The sequence below is a fragment of the Flavobacterium sp. N1719 genome (genome assembly GCF_025947045.1).
Classification (GTDB): domain Bacteria; phylum Bacteroidota; class Bacteroidia; order Flavobacteriales; family Flavobacteriaceae; genus Flavobacterium; species Flavobacterium stagni.
The window spans coordinates 2,637,288-2,660,133 of sequence record NZ_CP109993.1 but is presented as its reverse complement, the minus strand read 5'-3'; the positions used below and the strand labels follow the sequence as shown (position 1 = coordinate 2,660,133).

Genomic DNA, 22,846 nt, shown 5'->3' with positions numbered 1-22,846 from the left:
AGGTTTTTTGTTTACTTTTAGGGTGATTTTGTCTTATTATACAAAGCATGAACCCTAATTTTTCATCACAACAAATGTTGTTAATAACTCTGTTGTTAGCAGGTCAATTGACTTGGTCGCAGCAGCAGGCGAATACGCACGTAGTTACTGAGGGTGAGACACTTTCAAAGGTCGCGCAGAAGTATAAAGTGACGCCTTATGACATCATTAAACTCAATCCTAATGCTGTAAATGGGGTGAAGCCAAATGATGTTTTGGTGTTGCCAAAATCGTTGGTAATAACACCAAATAGCACAACTCCTGAGTCAAATTCCAGTAAGAATATACTTTCAGAAAATAAAACTACTCCTGTTGAAGTATCAAAACCGACTGTTAAAATTCAAGAGTCAGGTCCGCGTATTCATTTGGTGCAGCCGGGTGAGACAAAATGGGGGTTGTCGAAATCGTATGGTGTTACTGTTGCTGAATTAGAAGTTCAAAATCCACAAATTAAAAATGGACTGCAAGCGGGACATCGTTTAAAAATTACGGGGAGTACAACGGGGTATGTTCAAGATTTATCTGCAGTTCAGCAAAAAGTTTCGGCCGATCCTTCACAAGACTATACAGTTCTAAAAGGAGAAACGCTTTTTGGTTTGTCCAGACGTTTTGGGATTTCCTTGTCCGAATTAATGGCGATGAATACGGGGCGCATCAATGGAGTGTTAAAAGCGGGTCAGTTGCTTCGTGTGCCTGCCAACGGGAATGTGTCTTCAGCTGCTCTCGCATCTCAAGAAAATAAATTTACTTCAGGGGATTCAAATGATTTGCGCTTTCATGATGTAGTCGCTGGCGAAACAAAATTTGGATTGTCCAAACGGTATGGCGTAACTATAGCTGAATTAGAGTCGGAAAATCCGCAAATTGTGAAAATGCTGCAGGTGGGTCAACGCGTAAAGTTGCCCAAAAATACCCTTGATAATCCAATTGTTGAAAAAACTCCTTTTGCAAAAGCTGCTGTTACTAATGAAAATAAATTATTGCCAACTGAGACAAAACCTGTTGCTGAAGTTAAAGTGGCGCAACCCGTAAATTCAGGAGCCATTAAAACTGAAAATAAAGAAACAGCACCTGTAGCGGAAGCTCTTCCAAAAAAAGAAAACAAAGAAGAAGTTGTGGAGACCAAAGCCCGAATTAATTCGGATGACTTGGTAAATTATACCATACAGCCCAAAGAGACCTTGTTTGGATTGTCCAAAAGAGCCAACATGAAAATTATGGAGTTTTTGGAATTGAATCCGAAATTATCCAAAGGCGTTCAGATTGGCATGGTCATTAAAATGCCAAAAGATGCACAGCCTGCCCCAGAAATTGTAGCGCCTGCAGTAGTTGAAAGCAAAGCGCCGTTAGCAACAACAAAAGGGGAACCAGCAGCACCAAAATCAGATGTACCAGTGGCAACAGCTGAAAAGACGGACACTTCTGTAATGAAAACAGATAATGGCGATGTGGTCAAAACGACATCTCCAGTAAAAAGCGATGTCATTGTGCCCAATACGTTGGCTACACCTACTCTGGAGAATGCTCCTGTTGTAGTCTTCAAAGATTTAGTGAAGACGGCCGACTTAACAGAAGTGAAACGATTTGCTTTTATGGTGTCGTTTAAAGAAGAGGATTGGAATCGGGTGCAACAAACATTTCCCGATATCCAAATCTCTGAAGAAAGTTCGCGCCTCGAATTGATTTATCATATGGGTGCAAAACGCGCAATCGACTCTTTGAATAGTTTGGGATTGAATATTTCCACCAAAATGATTTACGCGAAAGGGGATAAAAAGTCATTTGATTTAAATCGTCTCACTGCTGATCGCGAATGGAAAGGAATGGACGCTGCCTTTTTAAGCGGACATTGTTCGATTGAGAAAACGGCTTTCTTGCCGATTCCATTGGTGACTGAAGTAGAAGTGGAAGGGTTGAAGTCCAAAAAACTTGTAGCCTTAAAACCTGAGATGCAAATTCGAGATGAAGTTTTGGATGTGTTGTCACCCTTGAATGCAAACATTATTGTGGTAAGTAGTTTCCCTGAAGAAGCGAAGAAACAACAAATTCTTAAAAAATTTCCACAAGCCCAATTTGCCTTAGTTTCTGATAGAAACGGATTGGATACCGAAAACTTAAAAAGTCTTTTAAATAAAGCGAAGTTAAATGTAATCATACTAGAAACCAGTAAAAACAGTATGATTATCAGTTCGACAAACACGTTGTTAAATGCGGTTACGGATTATAATATCCAAGTAGCCTTATTGGAACCTAAATTGATTGATTATTATAAAAATATTTCACCGTTGCGCATGAACATCTTGCGTACAGTATATCCAACGTATTCCGGACTTGTGAAAGACCAATTGTATGAGTCTTTTGTGGCGAATTATCGTCATACCTACAAGGAAGATCCGGATACCGTATATATGCAAGGATTCGATGTAGTTTTTGATACTGCATTGCGCATGGTGCAAGAAAGTGGATTGAGTCATTCCATTCAAAACGATAAAACCAAACAAGCCCTACTTCAATTTGAATACCGTCCTCATGGATTAGATAACTATGAGAATGTAAAGTATTTCATACTTCAAAGAGAAATAAATGGAGAAATTAAAGTCCTAAAGCAGTAAAAGCTACTACTTAAGCGTTTTTTTTCTACATTTGGTTTCGACTTGGATATGGAAAATCAAAAAGAAGTGTGAATACATTCTAAAATTTGATTTTGCTTATGAATAAGTCATTACGCAAACTGTACACGACCGGAAAAAGAATTTTAATTGTACTCTTTTTGATGTACAATCAAGTTATTTCGGCCCAATGTCCAACAGTAACCAACTCCAATCAGTCTTTTTGTAATACGGAGTCGCCCACAATTGCCAATTTAGTCGCAACGAATAATGGGGGTGGTGTCGCATGGTTCAGTTCGACAACTTCAACAACACCTTTAACTTTATCTACAGGTCTAGTGAATGGTGCTACCTATTATGCTGATAACTCGGCTGGAAATTGTGGTAGTCGCCAACCTGTTACAGTCACTATTTTTTCAGCACCTACGGGTCAGAATTTCCAGGGTGTTTGTGTAGATGATCCATCTCAAGCAACTATCGCTAATTTAATAGCTATTGGAAATAATATTCAATGGTATGCAAGTTCCTCTGGTGGGGCACCACTACCTACGACAACTGTTCTCGTTGACAATACAATTTATTATGCGAGTCAGACCAATCCGAATACCGGTTGTGAAACATCACGTCTTTCTGTTTTCGTAACTGTTGGGGTTGTTCCTGTTCCAATAGGGCCAGCGCTCCAATCTTTTTGTTTGAATGGCAATACACCAACAATTGCTAATTTACAAGCGAGTGGAACCAATAATTGGTATTCAACGATTTCTTCTTCGGTGATTTTAGATCCCAATACACCTTTAGTGGATGGTGAAAATTATTTTGCAACAACTATTGATCCACCTTGTGAAAGTGTGAATCGCTTAGAAGTAACCGTTCAATTATTACAACCCAATAATGCAGGTACTGATGGCGCTTTTGCTGTTTGTTCCAATGATTTAGCAACTAATCCAATTCGAAATTTATTTAGTTTCTTGGGGGGTACTCCGCAAAATGGAGGAACATGGACGGGTCCGTTACCAACAACTAATGGAGATCAAGGTACGGTTAATATTTCCACATTAACGGCTGCGGGAAGTCCGTATGTTTTCACCTATTCAATTTCCAATGCAGCTTGTCCAACGGATACTGCAACAGTTACCATTACGATTTCTAATCCGGTAAATGCGGGTAATGATGCATCTACTACGGTTTGTTCAAACAATGCACCGTTTAATTTATTTACACTATTGGGCTCAGGAGCACAGTCAGGTGGTACATGGTCTCCTGCATTAGCTAGTGGAACCAATACTTTCAATCCTGCAGTTGATGCCTCGGGGACGTATACCTACACCGTTTTGGGTACACCCGGATGTCCAAACGATACCGCTACAGTGACAGTAACAGTCAATTCAGCAACCAATTCCGGAACAAATGGCAATGTTGCGGTTTGTGCTGTCGGACCTTCAGTGAATTTATTCAATAGTTTAGGGGGAACACCTCAAGCAGGGGGAACCTGGTCACCCGCATTAGCGAGCGGAACAGGGGTTTTTAATCCTTTAGTAGATGCACCGGGAACATACACGTATACTGTGACAGGGATAGCTCCTTGTGCCAATTCTAGTTCGACTGTAACAGTAACGATTACTCCAGCTACCACACCTACGTTTACGCAAGTGGCGCCTATCTGTCAAGGCGGAACGTTAGCGGCTTTGCCAACGACTTCGAACAACGGAATCACAGGAACCTGGTCGCCGGCATTAAACAACAATGCCACAACCACCTATACGTTTACACCTTCAGCGGGTCAGTGTGCGACAACGGCAACAATGACCATCACGGTGAATCCGAATGTGACACCTACGTTTACCCAAGTAGCGCCGATATGTCAAGGCGGAACGTTAGCGGCTTTGCCAACGACTTCGAATAATGGAATCACAGGAACCTGGTCACCCGCATTGAATAACAATGCCACTACAACCTATACGTTTACACCAACTGCAGGTCAGTGTGCGACAACGGCTACGATGACCATCACGGTGAACCCGAATGTGACACCTACGTTTACCCAAGTAGCGCCGATTTGTCAAGGGGGAACGTTAGCGGCTTTACCAACAACATCGAACAACGGAATCACAGGAACGTGGTCGCCGGCATTAAACAACAATACCACAACCACCTATACGTTTACACCTTCAGCGGGTCAGTGTGCAACAACAGCTACGATGACCATCACGGTGAACCCGAATGTGACGCCAACGTTTACCCAAGTAGCTCCGATTTGTCAAGGCGGAACGTTAGCGGCTTTGCCAACGACTTCGAACAACGGAATAACAGGAACGTGGTCGCCTGCATTGAATAACAATGCCACAACAACCTACACCTTTACACCAACTGCAGGTCAATGTGCGACTACCGCTACCATGACCATCACGGTGAATCCAAATGTAACACCTACGTTTACCCAAGTAGCGCCAATTTGTCAAGGGGGTACGTTAGCGGCATTACCAACAACATCCAACAATGGAATAACAGGAACTTGGTCTCCAGCATTAAACAATAATGCGACGACAACGTATACGTTTACACCAACAGCAGGTCAGTGTGCCACTACGGCTACCATGACCATCACGGTGAATCCGAATGTAACACCTACGTTTACGCAAGTGGCTCCGATTTGTCAAGGGGGAACGTTAGCGGCTTTGCCTACGACTTCGAACAACGGAATCACAGGAACGTGGTCACCGACATTGAATAACAATACCACAACCACCTATACGTTTACACCTTCAGCGGGTCAGTGTGCGACAACGGCTACGATGACCATTACGGTAAATCCAAATGTGACACCTACGTTTACCCAAGTAGCTCCGATTTGTCAAGGCGGAACGTTAGCGGTTTTGCCAACGACTTCGAACAACGGAATCACAGGAACGTGGTCGCCGGCATTAAACAACAATACCACAACCACCTATACGTTTACACCAACTGCAGGTCAGTGTGCGACAACGGCTACGATGACCATCACGGTGAATCCGAATGTAACGCCAACGTTTACACAAGTGGCTCCGATTTGTCAAGGGGGAACGTTAGCGGCTTTACCAACAACTTCGAATAACGGAATCACAGGTACATGGTCACCCGCATTAAACAACAATACCACAACCACCTATACGTTTACACCAACTGCAGGTCAATGTGCGACAACCGCTACCATGACCATCACGGTGAATCCGAATGTGACACCTACGTTTAGCCAAGTAGCGCCGATATGTCAAGGCGGAACGTTAGCGGCTTTGCCAACGACTTCGAATAATGGAATCACAGGAACCTGGTCACCCGCATTGAATAACAATGCCACTACAACCTATACGTTTACACCAACTGCAGGTCAGTGTGCGACAACGGCTACGATGACCATCACGGTGAACCCGAATGTGACACCTACGTTTACCCAAGTAGCTCCGATTTGTCAAGGGGGAACGTTAGCGGCTTTGCCAACGACTTCGAACAACGGAATCACAGGAACGTGGTCGCCTGCATTGAATAACAATACCACAACAACCTATACGTTTACACCAACTGCAGGTCAGTGTGCGACAACGGCTACCATGACCATCACGGTGAACCCGAATGTGACACCTACGTTTACCCAAGTAGCGCCGATTTGTCAAGGCGGAACGTTAGCGGCTTTACCAACAACATCGAACAACGGAATCACAGGAACGTGGTCGCCGGCATTAAACAACAATACCACAACCACCTATACGTTTACACCTTCAGCGGGTCAGTGTGCAACAACAGCTACGATGACCATCACGGTGAACCCGAATGTGACACCTACGTTTACCCAAGTAGCTCCGATTTGTCAAGATGGAACGTTAGCGGCTTTGCCTACGACTTCGAACAACGGAATAACCGGAACGTGGTCGCCGGCATTAAACAACAATGCCACAACCACCTATACGTTTACACCAACTGCAGGTCAGTGTGCGACAACGGCTACGATGACCATCACGGTGAACCCGAATGTAACGCCAACGTTTACCCAAGTAGCTCCGATTTGTCAAGGCGGAACGTTAGCGGCTTTGCCTACGACTTCGAATAACGGAATCACAGGAACGTGGTCGCCTGCATTGAATAACAATACCACAACAACCTATACGTTTACACCAACTGCAGGTCAGTGTGCGACTACTGCTACGATGACCATCACAGTTAATCCGAATGTAACGCCAACGTTTACACAAGTGGCTCCGATTTGTCAAGGCGGAACGTTAGCGGCTTTACCAACAACTTCGAATAATGGAATTTCGGGGACTTGGTCGCCCGCATTGAATAACAATGCAACTACAACCTATACCTTTACACCCAACTCAACAGCAAATTGTGAAGTGACGACTACGATGACTATCACAATTAATCCTTTACCTAATGCTGGAAATGATGGAACGATTACATTATGTTCCAATAATGCTTCTGTGGATTTATTTACACTTTTAGGTGGAACTCCCCAAACAGGAGGGACTTGGTCGCCAGCTCTAGCAAGTGGAACAGGAGTATTCAATCCAAGTGTAGATACTTCGGGAACTTATACTTACACGGTCAATGGAATTGCACCCTGTGGTTCAGATACTGCTACAGTAACTGTCACTGTAGTTCCAGCCCCTAATGCAGGAGTTGATGGGACAGCCACATTCTGTGCGGATAGTGCTCCTGCGGATTTGTTTACTTTCTTAGGGGGTACGCCTCAAACGGGAGGGACTTGGTCACCGGCTCTAGTAAGTGGAACTGGTGTTTATGATCCTTTAGTAGATACAGCAGGTGTTTATACCTATACTGTAACTGGAAGCGCACCTTGTGCAGCTGCCTTTGCAACTGCTTCCGTAACTGTAAATCCAATTCCTTTTGCAGGAAATGATGCAACTTTAGAAGTTTGTTCCAACTCAGGAATTGTCGATTTATATTTTGTTCTTGGAGGCACACCCGATGCAAATGGAACATGGTCACCAGCTTTAGCGAGTGGAACTAGCGAATTTGATCCTGCAGTTGATGCTGCTGGGACTTATACTTATACTGTAATCGGCGATGCCCCTTGTGGATCCGATAGTGCGACCTTAGTCATTACAGTTATTCAAGCTCCCAATGCCGGAACAGATGGCACTGCTAATTTCTGTGCCGATAGTGCTCCCGCGGATTTATTTACTTTCTTAGGAGGTACTCCACAAACCGGAGGAACCTGGTCACCAACATTAGCTAGTGGAACGGGCGTATTTGACCCCGCAATAGACACTGCAGGATCGTATACCTATACCGTAACAGGCACGGCACCTTGTGCAGATGCGACTGCTTCCGCAACAGTAATTGTTAATCCTATCCCTAATGCCGGTACTGACGGAACGATAACATTATGTTCCAATGCAACACCAGTTGATTTATATGCTAGTCTTGGCGGTAGTCCGATGACAGGAGGAACCTGGTCACCCGCTTTGGCCAGTGGTACAGGAATTTTTGATCCATCGGTCGATACAGCAGGAACGTATACTTATACCGTTACAGGTATCGCTCCATGTGGAAATGATACCGCTACAGTTACCATTACCATTATCACGGCACCCAATGCGGGTACAGACGGAACGGCTAATTTTTGTGCTGATAGTACTCCCGCGGATTTGTTTACTTTCTTAGGAGGTACTCCACAAACCGGTGGTACCTGGTCACCGGCATTAGCCAGTGGAACGGGCGTATTTGATCCCGCTATAGATACTGCAGGTTCGTATACTTATACAGTTACGGGTACTGCACCTTGTTCAGATGCTTCAGCTTCCGCTACTGTAATTGTTAATCCAATTCCGAATGCCGGAACAGATGGAACGATAACATTATGTTCCAATGCTACACCAGTAGATTTATTTGCAAGTCTTGGTGGTAGTCCGATGACAGGTGGAACCTGGTCTCCAGCTTTAGCTAGTGGAACAGGAACCTTTGATCCCGCTGTGGATACAGCAGGAACTTACACCTATACCGTTACGGGAATTGCTCCCTGTGGGAATGATACTGCTACGGTAACGGTAACTATTGTAACCGCACCTAATGCGGGTACAGATGGAACGGCTAATTTCTGTGCCGATAGTCCATCAGCCGATTTATTTGCCTTCTTAGGAGGTACACCTCAGTCGGGAGGAACTTGGTCTCCAGCCTTAGCCAGTGGAACAGGTGTTTTTGATCCAGCAATTGATACTGCAGGAACTTATACTTATACGGTAACTGGAACTGCACCTTGTACTGTTAATTCGGCTACAGTTACAGTGATTATCAATCCAATACCTAATGCCGGAAATGACGGAACACTTTCCCTTTGTTCAGATGCTGCCCCTGTTGATTTATTCAATAGTTTGACTGGAACTCCGATGACAGGTGGAACTTGGACTCCAGCGTTGGCAAGTGGTACGGGAATCTTTAATCCCGCTGTGGATACGGCAGGAACCTATACCTATACAGTTACAGGAATCGCTCCCTGTGGCAATGATACAGCTACTGTTATTGTAACCATCATCACGGCACCCAATGCAGGTACAGACGGTACGGCTAATTTCTGTGCCGACAGTGCGCCAGCTGATTTATTTACCTTCTTAGGAGGTACGCCTCAAACCGGTGGTGTTTGGTCACCCGCCTTGGCCAGTGGAACCGGTGTTTTTGATCCCGCGTTGGACACTGCAGGGGCTTATACCTATACGGTAAACGGAATTGCTCCATGTTTTACAGGTTCGGCTAGTGCCACAGTAACGGTGAACCCAATTGCCAATGCCGGACAAGATGGCACATTGACACTTTGTGCGAATGCTACTCCAGTTGATTTGTTTACGAGTTTAGGTGGAACACCTCAAACAGGTGGTACATGGACTCCTGCTTTGGCTAGTGGAACTGGAATCTTTAATCCAGCAGTGGATGCCGCTGGAACGTATACCTATACTATTACAGGAATTGCTCCGTGTGGAAATGATACGGCTACAGTTAATGTGACGCTAACACCAGGACCAAATGCTGGTTCAGACGCCACAGTAACTTTGTGTGCCAATGCATCTCCATCGGATTTATTTTCTGCACTTGGTACAACAGCACAAACAGGAGGGACATGGTCGCCAGCGTTGGCGAGTGGAACTGGTGTATTTAATCCAGGATTGGATCCTGCCGGACAGTATACCTATACCGTAGCAGGTACAGGCACATGTAACCCGGATACTGCTGTAATTACAGTTAATCTAACTCCACCACCAAGTTTTGGTCCGGGTACAATTACAGCGGTGAATAGTTGTCAAAATGCTGCTGTTGTGGTTTCAATTGCTGGAACTACTTTGGTTGACGGTTCGTACACTTTCAATTATAGTGTTACCAATGCAATACCCCCAACAGGAACATCAACTACTGTTGTTATTACATCAGGAAACGGACAATTCACCATTCCGGGATCGTATTTCCAAACTCCGGGATCTGTGACTATAACCTTTGATGCAGTGACAGCTATCAATGGAAATTGTACAACTTCCAATATTGGCGCAACAACTACAATTACAATTTTGCCATTACCCACACTATCTAGTGCTTCGGTAACGGTAAATTCAATTTGTTTGGGCAGTGATGCCACGGTAACCATTGCTGGTGCAACATCATTGGCGAATGGAAACTATACATTAACCTACCAACTTTCAGGTGCGAATACATCTACGACAAATGTGAATGTATTAGTTAATAATGGAGGCGGAAGTTTTACAATTCCTGCCACAGCATTAACCGCTTCAGGAACGAATCAATTGACCATTACAGATATTATTTCACAAGTTACAACGTGTGGAAACAGTACGTTGAATTTTACAGCAGTTAGTTTTACCGTTGAAAATTCTGCTGAGCCTACCTTAACTGGAAGTGCTACTTTCTGTAATGACGCCAATGCTACAATAGCTGAATTAACTGCTCAAGTTTCAGGAAATGGAACGATTGTTTGGTACAACACCTCAAGTGGTGGAACGGCTTTAAATACAACTGATTTATTACAAGACGGAATTACGTATTATGCAGCAGTAGTATCGGCTTTAGGTTGTGAAAGTACACGATTAGCGGTTACCGTTATTTTGGAACAATGTTTACCAGATGCTATTATTATTCCGGATGGATTTTCACCCAATAACGATGGTGTCAATGACGAGTTTGTGATTAAAAATATCATTGAGAATTACCCTAATTTCTCTATCGAGATATTTAACCGATACGGTAATGTATTGTTTAATGGAAACCGAAACAATCCAAATTGGAATGGTAAGTCTTCCGAAGGAGCCAACATGGGCAATGGTTACGCTCCAGCCGGTGTATATTTTTACATATTGAATTTTAACGATGGTTCACGAGCTCCTATTCAAGGCCGTCTTTATTTAAGTAGATAATTGGATACGTATGAAAAGAAATGTTTTAAAATATATTATTCTCGCAGGTATACTGCTTTGTGCTCGTAAATCTCAGGCACAACAAGATCCACAGTATACGCAGTATATGTATAACATGAGTGTGCTCAATCCCGCTTATGCTACGGATGATGAAGATCTAATTAATTTAGGAGGATTGTACCGCGCACAATGGGTAGGATCTGTGGGCGGACCTACCACAGGGACATTTTTCGCACATGTTCCCTTGAAAAAACGAATGGAAGCGGGGATGTCCGTTATCCACGATCAAATTGGAGATGTAGTGAAAGAAAGCAATGTGTATGCTGACTTTGCGTATGTATTACCCGTAAGTGAAACGCATAAATTGTCTTTTGGTTTAAAGGCGGGTGCGACCTTTTTTAGTACCAATTTTAATGGATTTGTTTATTCTGATCCTTTACCCGATCAAGCTTTTGCCAATAATTTGAGTCGCACCTATCCCAATATTGGTGTGGGAACCTTTTATTTTGGAGATAAATACTATGTAGGTTTATCAGCGCCTAATTTACTTCGAACCAAACATTTGGAATCCAAAGACGGATTGACACGCACTGGAGTTGAGGAGGTACACTATTTCTTAACTGGTGGTTATGTGTTTGAAATTAATGACCGTTTCAAATTCAAACCGGCTTTTATGGCAAAAGGAGTTTCTGGAACCCCATTATCGTTGGATGTAACGGCCAATGTTTTGTACAACAATATGTTGGAAATGGGTGTGGGTTACCGCGTAGGCGATGCCTTAAGTGGATTGGTTAATTTTAGAATTACCCAAAATCTTCGCATCGGGTATGCTTATGATTATACCCTCAGTAATTTGGGCCGATTCAATTCGGGTTCCCATGAAATTATGGTTTTGTTTAACCTGAGTAAATCCGGTAGCAACAGTGCCGGTAATGGATATGATAAATCACCACGTTTCTTCTAATCGGATCACTATGAAAAAATTATATGTATTTGTAGCCTTGTGCTCCGTTATGGTTGCTTCTGCTCAGAAAAAACCTTCTGTTAAGTTTGCGAATAAATTGTTTGCCAATAAATCCTATGTTCAGGCGGCTGAGATGTACAGTACCTTAAAGCCTAACCGTATGATATTGCAAAACATGGGGGATTGCTATTTTTACAATGCTCAAATGGATGCCGCTGTTAAAAATTACGGTCAGCTCTTTTTTCAATACAAAGATTCGGTTACCCCTGAATATTATTTTCGTTATGCGCATGCATTAAAAGCAATTAAAGATTACGAAAAGGCAGATAAAATCATGGGGGAATACTTAAAATACGAAGTGAATACCCAGTTGTTTATTGAAAACCTTCGCAATATCGTTCCCTTTGATTATGAGTTGCAACTCATGACCAAAACTAATGATACAGGGGATTTCGGACTTTCTTTTTACAAAGAAGGTAAAGTTGTTTTTGCTTCGTTGCGTTCCGCGGAATCGTCTATGTACGGTTGGAATAACAAACCCTATTTGGACTTGTTTGAAGCTACGGTGAACAAAGATAATCAATTGGAAAACATCGTGCCTTTTCCCAAATCAATCAATACGAAAACCCACGAAAGTAATGCTGTATTTTCTGCCGATGGAAAAATTATGTATTTCAGTCGGACCAATGATAAACGAGTAAAAGTGGGTGATGAAAAATTTGCTTCTGTAAAAATTTTCAAAGCAGAATGGATCGATAATGATTGGAAAAATGTCACCGAATTGCCTTTTTGTAGTGCCGAATTTTCAACACAACATCCATATTTGACTCCTGATGGCAAAAAGTTATTCTTTTCCAGTGACCGTCCTGGTGGGTTAGGGTCGTTCGACTTATATTATGTGGATGTAAAAGAAGACGGGACATATAGTGAACCCGTCAATTTAGGTGAAGTTATCAATACACCCCACTTGGAACAGTTTCCTTTTGTAACGACTGATGGTACGTTATATTTTGCTTCCAACGGACATGAAGGCATGGGAGGTTTAGACATTTACATGACCAAAATGGCAGATGGAAAATGGATGAAACCGTTGGATTTAGGGGAAACCATCAATAGTGGTTATGATGATTTTGGTTATGTTCTAAATGAAAAAACACAAGAAGGCTATTTGTCATCGAATCGTAAAGGGTATGATAACTTATACAGTTTCAAACGTAAAGATAACGAGCGTCGCTATATTGTTGAAGGTGATGTGAAAGATAAAGTAACCAAACAGTTGTTGCCTGGAACGCAAATCAGTCTGTATGATGAAAACGACGTTTTGGTCGGACAAATGGTTGTGGGTTCCAATGCGGAATATTTTTTCAATACCAAACCCAACAAAAAATACCGAATCGAAGCCATTCGTGATTTGTATATTCCCCACAGCGAATTTTTCATGACCGATCAAGAAGGGAATGTTCGTTTTGAAATTGAATTGATTGTAGAATCCTATGATGATGCTGAAGATATCGTTGTAACCAAAACCGATGGTTACGTATACATTGAATTGGAGAATATTTATTTTGATTTGAACAAATGGGATATCAAACCCGATGCCGCTAAAATATTAGATGTACTCGTTGGATTAATGAAAAAATACCCCCGTATGGAAATTCAAATTGGAGCCCATACCGATTCCCGTGCTACAGAAACCTACAATTTAATGTTGTCGAATAATCGTGCCGCTTCAACGCTTGAATATATTGTGAGCCAAGGAGTAGATAGAAATCGTTTACGCCATAAAGGATTTGGTGAAAGTATGCCTTTGGTAAAATGTGGTGATAATTGTACCGAAGCCGAACACTCCATCAATAGACGATGCGAATTTAGAATCTTGAAATAATTAAAATAAAAAAGCCGGAAGTATACCTCCGGCTTTTTTGTAAAATTAGAGTGTGAAACCCATAGACTAGCCGTAAATGATTAGCGCTATGGTTGTGTAATAAAACCCCTCAAATTTAAGCGTATTCTTACCAATTAAATTATTTTAAAAGTTCAAAAAATGTAGCTAAAAGTTCAATTTTTGTCCAATTGAAATTGTTTGCGCGTGATGCCGTATTTCTGTTTGAACGATTGGGTAAAACTGGATAAACTTTCATATCCCACTTTAGGGTAAATATCACTTGGGCGTTCTTTTTCCCGAACCAACAATTCACGCGAGCGCTCCAAGCGTTTTTCTTGGATCCAACGGCTAGGTGAAGTATTGAAGATACGTTGGAACTCCCGTTTAAAAGTCGATAAACTCATGTGACAGAGAAAAGCCAATTCTTCTAAGGATAATCGGGCATACACATGTTTCTCAACGATGTTCCGTAAACGGCGTTCGGCATCTAGTTTTTTTGAAGTACTGCTTTTGTAAATCGATAAAGCTTTTGGACCGTATTTTTGAGCGATATACAACAACAATTCTTCTAATTTATGTTCGATAAAGTCAGGACCAATCGCATTCCCCGTTTCATTAAGCAAACTCATCGACGTGCTGTAACTCTCAATAAATTCATCGGTTTTGAGCACCATTACGGATTTGTCAGGAACTTGTCCGTCAAAAAATTGGGGATATTTCATCTCAAATCGGTGGAGAAACTTGTCGTTAAAGAACAACAATACACTGCGAAACTGATGCTCCTTAGATAAATGTTCCGACATCAAACAGTTCCCATTTTTGACCAAAATAAAATGTTTCGCATCCATAATTTGCGTGGTATTGTTATGGGCTAATTCCTTTTCACCTTCCAATATCAAACTCACTACATTGTGATGTAAGGTGATTTTAGTTTTGGTATGCGCTTCTTGTACTTTCTAATTTAAACTGACAAAATCCGGCACCGAAAGGTCTGGATTGATGAATAAGTGAGGCAGTTCAAGCCGGTTCATGGATTTTATTTTTTAGCAATATAAATAATAATGCTTTTTAAAGTCCAAAAAAAAATCCCGAAAAACTCGGGATTTTGTATTATTTCAATTTTGCAAAGGTATTGGGTTTGGCTTCGTGCATAATTTCGTACACCTTTTCAAAGATATCTTCAACTGAAGGTTTTGAAAAATAATCCCCATCTGTGCCATAGGCAGGTCGGTGGGCTTTGGCAGCCAACGTTTGTGGCGCACTATCCAAATACTGATAGCCTTTTTGAACTTCAAGTATCTCTTGTAAAATATAGGCACTCGCTCCGCCTGGTACATCTTCATCAATTACCAAAAGGCGATTGGTTTTGGCCAAACTCTTCACGATGTCGTGATTCAAGTCAAAAGGCAATAACGATTGAATGTCAATAATTTCACAGCTAATTCCCACCGCTTCCAATTCATTAGCCGCTTGCTCTACCAAACGCAATGTGGACCCGTAAGAAACCAAGGTGATGTCGGTTCCCGTTTTTAGGGTTTCAACAACTCCAATTGGTGTTTTGAATTCACCTAAGTTCGTTGGCATTTTTTCCTTCAAACGATACCCATTCAAACATTCCACAATCAATGCGGGTTCGTCTTTTTCCATTAATAAATTATAAAAACCGGCGGCTTTGGTCATGTTTCTGGGAACCAAGACATGGATACCACGAATGGCATTGATGATCATTCCCATGGGCGAACCCGAATGCCAGATTCCCTCGAGTCGGTGACCGCGGGTACGGATAATTAACGGTGCTTTTTGACGCCCTTTTGTACGGTATTGTAGCGTGGCTAAATCGTCACTCATGATTTGAATGGCGTACAGCAAGTAATCCAAGTACTGAATTTCAGCAATCGGACGAAGTCCGCGCATCGCCATCCCGATTCCTTGCCCTAAGATGGTTGCCTCACGAATACCCACATCGGCTACTCGTAATTCACCATATTTTTGTTGCATCCCTTCCAACCCTTGGTTCACATCACCAATGTTTCCTGAATCTTCCCCAAAAATCAAGGCTTCTGGATATTTGGCAAACAAGGCATCAAAATTATCGCGCAAAACCAAACGGGCATCGACTTCTTCAGCTGTGGCATCATAGGTTGCCGCTACAGCAGTGCCTGACAAAGCATTGTTTGAAGATGCTGAAAATAAATGCGAACTGTATTTGGGTTGGATTTTTTCAGTGTAAGAAGCAATCCAATTATTTAAAATTGTTTGTCCGTTTTCGCCAATTACCATACGCACAACTTTTCGCGCGGTGGTAATGATGTCTTTACGAATGGGTTCTTTGATCGAAGCCAAGTCGTTGGCCATTTTTTCAATAAAAACGTGGTTAGCGCTTCCTGAAGCTACTGTTGCTAGCAATTCGCAAAGTTCTTTTTGCTCGGCTTTAATCGGATTGATAAACGCAGACCAAGCCGCTTTTTTACCTTCTAAAACCTCTTTTTTAGCTTGTTCATCGATAGCATCCAATTCTTCCGCTGTCGCTAAATTGCTTTCAATCATCCATTGGCGCATCTGATTCAAACAATCAAATTCACTTTCCCACGCCAAACGATCAGCATTTTTGTAACGTTCGTGACTACCGGATGTTGAGTGACCTTGCGGTTGGGTCAATTCTTGTACATGGATTAACACCGGAACATGTTCGGTGCGTGCAATAGCAGCTGCTTTTTGATAGGTTTCTACTAAAGCGGGGTAATCCCAACCTTTAACAGTAAACAATTCATACCCCGAACCGTTTTCTTCACGTTGAAATCCTTTTAATATTTCAGAGATACTTTCTTTGGTAGTTTGGTAACGGGCATGCACAGAAATCCCGTATTCATCATCCCAAACACTCATGACCATAGGCACTTGTAATACACCTGCCGCATTGATGGTTTCAAAGAATAAACCTTCAGAAGTCGAGGCATTTCCAATGGTTCCCCAAGCGACTTCGTTTCCATTCACCGAAAATTTATCTTGTTGAATGCCTTCTACGTGACGGTAGATTTTTGACGCTTGCGCCAAACCTAACAAACGGGGCATCTGACCCGCCGTTGGCGATATATCGGAACTTGAGTTTTTTTGTTGGGTCAAATTTTTCCATTGCCCGTTTTCATCTAAAGAATGTGTGGCAAAGTGACCGCCCATCTGGCGACCTGCACTCATGGGATCAAAATCCAAATCGGTATGACCGTACAATCCGGCAAAAAACTGTTCAATGTTCAAAGCCCCAATAGCCATCATAAAAGTTTGGTCCCGGTAATACCCCGAACGGAAATCGCCGTTTTGAAAGGCTTTGGCAAGAGCCAACTGCGGCACTTCTTTACCGTCACCAAAAATTCCGAATTTTGCTTTTCCGGTTAAGACCTCTTTTCGTCCTAGTAAACTGCATTCACGGCTTACTCGGGCTAGGGTATAATCTTGAATCACTTCCGATTTAAAATCTTCAAAAGTAATTTCCACTTTAGGTTGTGTTTCTGTCATAGAATTTGATCAATACTGTGCAAGTAACAAATTTATATAATTTCTACATAGCTTGGTTCGTCTGTTGATAATTATTTTTTAAACTATCCTCAAAATAACCGTTGTATTTTAAGTTTTTATTTTGTTTTATCTAAAAAAAATAACGAAACGATGCGATATGTAAATTTATTTCGTCGATTTAGAACCATTTTCGAGTAAATAGTCCCAATAATGATTTAGGATTAATAGTAATCACAAATCGGATGCGTTCCCCGTAATTTTTTTGTCCAATATCCCAACCATTGCTTGAATATACCGGGAAATAGAGTTCGAAATAATCGGTTACTAAATTCAAACGAATTCCGCTATCCATTTTAAACTCCGGATTTTCGCCCTTGTCTTTTAGCATTCCAAAATCGGCATAGGCTTCAATCCAATTCCAAATACTCCCGCTGATATTGGTTGAAACCAACCAATGATTGGCCAATTGTTCGGTAAATCGCGATTTAAATCCACCTTCGGCAGTAATGTATTGTTGTCTAAAAAATCCGGTATTTTCTGAACGTCCCAAAAAAGAATAATCAAACATATAATCTGTGGGGCGTTCTAACGCAAAGCTGTAATAGTCGCGGGTGTCTTTATTGTTCAAAAAAACGCCACCGTAAAATCGAATGTTCAATTGGCGGTTGTTTTGAAACAATTGACGGTAGACTAATTCCCCAGAAGTTTTGATAAACTGGGACGAAAATTGCCAATCAGAGCTGTAGGTGAATGTTTTGGTAATCGTCGAATTGGCATCGGTAAATCGTAAATTGAATACCGAATAATTATTGGCACCCGTAGTCACCACATAATTACTGGGTTGGCGGTTCACATACACTTGACGGGCATTCAAGTACATCATATGATTCTCTCGGAAATTTTTTTCCCGAATTCGAATGTTCACAAACGGGGTTAATTTTTCATACGTAGCATCCGGAGCATATCGAAAATGACTGCCCCCAATTCCGTAGCGCAAGGAATACAAGCGGCCTTCACGAATGTAATTGTTAAACATCACATTAAAACTACCCGACAAAGAGGACGATGTTGTCGAATAAGAGGGAATAGCCTCAATGATAAACGGTTTGTCCAAAACAGTTTTGTTATTCAAACTCATTCCTAAAATTACCCCATCGTAATAATTATACCCAAAAACAGGCATGTACATAATTTGATTGAAATACGGATCTTCCAAATCACGGAACAAGCGTAACTTGATGGGACGATTCGAAATGATAAAGGGTTTTAAGGATTTCCAGTTGTTACGTTGGTTGTATTCAGGAACTAAATTTTCATAGTTTAAAACAATTTTATCGGCGTCTTTTCGAGGCAACGTATACAAACTATCTTTTCCCTTGGGCGTTATCCATTGCTTGAAAACCACTTCTTTTTTCTTGATTCCATAAACCGGAATCGGAACCGATACCTGGGTGCGATTCATGAGTCGGAACGACACACTGTCTTTGGTTTTTTGAACATCTTCAAACTTGTAATCGATGATGTCACGCGACTGGATAATCGTTTTGAAAAACCAATCCAAAGGTTGCCCAACATTACGTTCTAAGATATGTTGAAAGTCCGATGCCGTTACCGGTCGTTGTTGTGCTTCTATCACAAAAGCGGCAATACTTTGGTCCAAACTACTTTTTCTTAAATATTCTGCCAAATACTTGAAACTGAGTCCAGCACGGTATTTCGAAGCAATTTTTTCATTGAACTTCAACAATTTATCTTTGGAATCACCCAAGGGTTGGTCCAAATTCTTCCGAGCCATCAGCATGTAGAAATAACTGTATTGCTCGTTAAAATCCAAAGAAAGAATTTTGTACCCTTTTAGTAATTTAATTTTTCCCAGCGCTCCCATCATTTTGGCATCGGGATAATGCTCATCGATGTATTCCATCATCAAATACACTTGAATGGCATCAAACAACCAATTGTCTTTTCGAGGATCCAGTTGTAAGTTGGTTTTCAAACGATTGTACAAATACGTTTTTAGAAATTTCAATTCGTACACAAAATCATCTGGAAAAGGGCGGATGAAATTGGGCAACTGATTCAGGCCATAAAACGGATTGACTTCATAATCACTTTGGGTTACCGTGATTTTTCCAATGGGTGATTCGCCTAAATGTGCGGTGACAAAATTTTGAATTTTTTCTACCAATAATGCTTTTTGAATGTCGTTGATGCGACGGTCATTTAGGTTTGTAGTAATTTCTAATTTCTCAGTATTGAAACTCAGGTATTCCCGCTCTTTGGTCAAATACAAGTGAACTTGTAGTCGGTTTTTACCCCTAAATTCATATTCCGTATCCGAATAGGAAAGCTGCTCCAAGTCGCTGATAGCGGTATAACCCTGCGGACGAATGCGCAAATCAACGGTCATTGGAGCATTGGCGGCATCGTCAATATTTAAATTGCTATAGAGCAGAAAAGTACCGTTTTGCTGCATAACAGGATGCAATAGCCATTGTTTCAAAAACAGTTCACCCGCGTCATTGTAGCCGTAGCCTGTAAATTTTTTATCGGGTAATTTTAAAAAATACGATAAATCCAAGTGAACACTAGCGCCAGCCGCCAAAGATTCGGATAATGTTATGGCCACAATATCGGGATGATTGGCCGGTCGGTTCCAATCCAACAAAGATTTTTTTTCATCAATAACCGTTAGCGTATGGGTTTGGCCCCGTTCTTTATCGGTAGCCACGTGAAAACTGCGCACAAATTCATCCGCAAATCGGTCGGCAAGCGGCGTCGATCGGTCCGAATAGGCATTGTTCCAATCGTTTAAGTAAATAGTGGTAAGCGGTTGTTTTGTAGTGTTGACAAAAGTAAGTTCCTGGTACACATTCAAAGTTTGTTTTTCAGGGACATAGTCTACCGTAAGTTTGGAGTAATGCTGCGCACTGAGCCAAAGCGGCAACCACAAGAGTAGAGCGGTGAAATTTAACTTACTTTTCAAGTTTCGATTGGGGTTTAAAAAGGCTGTCCAAAACCACTTGCGTGAATTTGTATGCCCCGTCTTTATTCATATGTCCGCAGGTCGAAAAATACTTGTCTTCGGTTACGGCATTTTCAAAGTTAAGAATTTCGGGGTAAACCTTTTTAATCTGTTCGAAATATTCTCGGTTAATTGTTTCAGTACAAATGGGAGTAGTCATAGCAATGAGTCGAATCCCATGTTTGGCACAAAGGCGTTTTATTTTTTCGTAGGCAATGTTGCGCTTCGGACTGTATTTTTTTAAATCGGCGGGAACCAAAGGATGTTGGTTTTGAAACAAGGGATAAAATCCGTCGTTGTCCAATTGATTCGTGGGTTCTTGCTTCAATGTTTTCCACATTTCCCGAAAACCCGTGCGGGCATCATAATGCATGTAGCGGTAAAAGGGAATATACAGCAAATAGGGATATTCCTCAATAGATCGGTAGTAATTTCGAATGGTCTCCGATTGGTGTAAATAGGGCATGAATAAGGAACGAATCGCTTCCGAATGGTCGTTGGTATTGATGTTCAAATCCACTTGCAGAATCAAGGTTTTGATTTTATAATGGCGCTCAATCATGAGTTCCAACATCAAGGCCGATTCCTCCAAACGCGAGCGGGTGAGTCCGAAATTGTAGGATTTTAATCCCGCTTTGTTAAAGACTTCAGGCACAAAATGATTGTTGACCCTTGACGAACCTAAGAAAACGACATCGTAATCCAAGTCTTTGGAGTCATAGAGGTAACTGATTTTGTTTCGTTTTACTGAACTGTGCGTGTACACCGAAGTATATAAGGCATCCAGGGCAATTAAGGTGATGATTCCCAATACGATGATTTTCAATAAAAAAAGGACAAATTTTTTCATTAGAATTGGAAATAAATAAAGTTCTTATAATCGGAATAAACACCTAATGCCAATAATGTTGCCAAACAAAGACTTAATTTGACCCAACTCCAGCGGCCAGAAATCGGTTCGATACGGTACCGGTGTACCCATTCAAATCCGACAAAAGCGACCAATAACGCCAATAGTTCATAATTGTACCGCTCGATGGCAAAATATTGAACTTGGAATTGGCCGTTGGTAAATAAACGTTTGAGGTATTCCAAGGCTTTGGAAAGGGATTCGGCGCGAAAGAAAACCCAAGCCAAACAACTCAACGCAAATGTTATCAAGATGTTGAAAACAGTTTGCACCGATTCCCAATCGGGTCGGAGTACGATTTCATCCACATTTCTGCGGTTGCGGTTGAGTAAGAGTAAGGGTAAAAAATACAACGCATTGATCAACCCCCAAATGACAAAAGTCCAATTGGCTCCATGCCAAAATCCGCTGACCAGAAAGATGATAAACGTATTGCGAATGCGCATGGTTTTGCCTCCCGAATTCCCGCCCAACGGAATGTATAAATAATCCCGAAACCACGAGGATAAGGATATATGCCAACGGCGCCAAAACTCGGCAATGTCTCTAGAAAAATAAGGGTAATTGAAGTTTTTCAACAAATCGATGCCAAACAATTTCGATGTCCCCAACGCGATATCGGAATAACCGGAAAAGTCGCCATAAATTTGAAACGCAAAATAAACAGCACCTAAAATCAGTGAAAGAGAGTTCATCGACCCCGAATGATTGAAGATTTCATTGGCATAATTGGCACACGAATCGGCGATGACAATCTTTTTTACCAATCCCCAAATGATTTGAAATACGCCTTCTTTGGCTTTTTCAAAGTTAAAATCGCGTCTGACTTTTAATTGCGGGAGTAGGTGGGTGGCGCGCTCGATCGGCCCTGCAACTAATAGCGGAAAATAACTCACAAACAAGGAATAATCCACAAAATTACGCTCGGCTTTAATCCGTCCGTAATAAATATCGATGATGTACGAAAGTCCGTGAAACGTATAAAATGAAATCCCTACCGGCAATATAACATCCAAAACATAGGGATGGACTTGAAACCCAAAACCAGATAGTAACGCTGCAAAAGAAGTGGCAAAGAAGTTATAGTATTTGAAAATACCCAAGAATCCCACGTTGATGCCCACGCACAACCATAACCAACGCAACCTGCCCGCACGGGTTTCTTGTTTCTCAATAAACAACGCACAACTGTAATCCAATAAAGTCGAGAAAATTAATAGAAACAAAAACTTCCAATCCCAACAAGCATAAAAGTAATAACTCGCCAAAATCAAGAGCAGATTCTGTCCCTCACGACGTCGACCGCCAATTATCCAATACAAGATAAAGACGATTGGTAAAAAAGCCGCAAAATGAAACGAGTTGAAATACATTTTAGTAATTAGTTTTCAGTCATCAGTCATCAGTCATCAGTCAACAGTCAACAGTAATCAGCTTTCAGTCATCAGTCTACAAAATTGGAGATTTCCCACTGCCCACTGATTACTGAG

Annotated in this window: 9 protein-coding genes; 4 read left to right on the top strand and 5 right to left on the bottom strand. The window is 41.7% G+C overall.

The window, feature by feature from the left end:
- Window positions 1-47 precede the first annotated feature (47 nt).
- The 4 genes from OLM45_RS11345 (at window position 48) to OLM45_RS11330 (ending at window position 13,908) form a co-directional block, all read left to right on the top strand.
- Window positions 48-2,651, top strand: a complete 2,604-nt coding sequence (locus tag OLM45_RS11345) for a muramidase family protein (RefSeq protein ID WP_264510242.1) — start codon at window positions 48-50, stop codon at window positions 2,649-2,651.
- Between the two features lie 98 nt (window positions 2,652-2,749).
- Entirely contained in the window at window positions 2,750-11,059 is an 8,310-nt protein-coding gene (locus OLM45_RS11340; RefSeq protein WP_264510240.1) for a gliding motility-associated C-terminal domain-containing protein, read from the top strand.
- A gap of 10 nt (window positions 11,060-11,069) precedes the next feature.
- Window positions 11,070-12,023, top strand: a complete 954-nt coding sequence (locus OLM45_RS11335) for a type IX secretion system membrane protein PorP/SprF (protein ID WP_264510238.1) — start codon at window positions 11,070-11,072, stop codon at window positions 12,021-12,023.
- A 10-nt stretch (window positions 12,024-12,033) separates the two neighbouring features.
- The gene (locus tag OLM45_RS11330) at window positions 12,034-13,908 is read left to right on the top strand and encodes an OmpA family protein (RefSeq protein WP_264510236.1); all 1,875 of its coding nucleotides are present in this window, start codon (window positions 12,034-12,036) and stop codon (window positions 13,906-13,908) included.
- A gap of 173 nt (window positions 13,909-14,081) precedes the next feature.
- On the opposite strand, the gene OLM45_RS11325 is transcribed toward OLM45_RS11330, so the two are convergent.
- The 5 genes from OLM45_RS11325 to OLM45_RS11305 form a co-directional block, all read right to left on the bottom strand.
- Complete coding sequence (locus tag OLM45_RS11325) at window positions 14,082-14,813, bottom strand: helix-turn-helix transcriptional regulator (protein WP_264510234.1); 732 nt, start codon at window positions 14,811-14,813, stop codon at window positions 14,082-14,084.
- Between the two features lie 205 nt (window positions 14,814-15,018).
- Window positions 15,019-17,421 carry a thiamine pyrophosphate-dependent enzyme gene (locus OLM45_RS11320; protein ID WP_264510233.1) on the bottom strand — a complete coding sequence of 801 codons (2,403 nt, stop codon included), beginning with the start codon at window positions 17,419-17,421 and terminating at the stop codon, window positions 15,019-15,021.
- Window positions 17,422-17,599: 178 nt separating this feature from the next.
- Window positions 17,600-20,407 (bottom strand): aminopeptidase, encoded by a 2,808-nt coding sequence (locus OLM45_RS11315; protein WP_264510231.1) that lies wholly within the window; start codon window positions 20,405-20,407, stop codon window positions 17,600-17,602.
- Window positions 20,397-21,296 (bottom strand): hypothetical protein, encoded by a 900-nt coding sequence (locus OLM45_RS11310; RefSeq protein ID WP_264510229.1) that lies wholly within the window; start codon window positions 21,294-21,296, stop codon window positions 20,397-20,399. The genes OLM45_RS11315 and OLM45_RS11310 overlap by 11 nt, the downstream gene beginning before the upstream one ends.
- Window positions 21,296-22,729, bottom strand: coding sequence for an MBOAT family O-acyltransferase (locus OLM45_RS11305; protein ID WP_264510227.1), 1,434 nt, complete (start codon window positions 22,727-22,729; stop codon window positions 21,296-21,298). The genes OLM45_RS11310 and OLM45_RS11305 overlap by 1 nt, the downstream gene beginning before the upstream one ends.
- Window positions 22,730-22,846 lie beyond the last annotated feature (117 nt).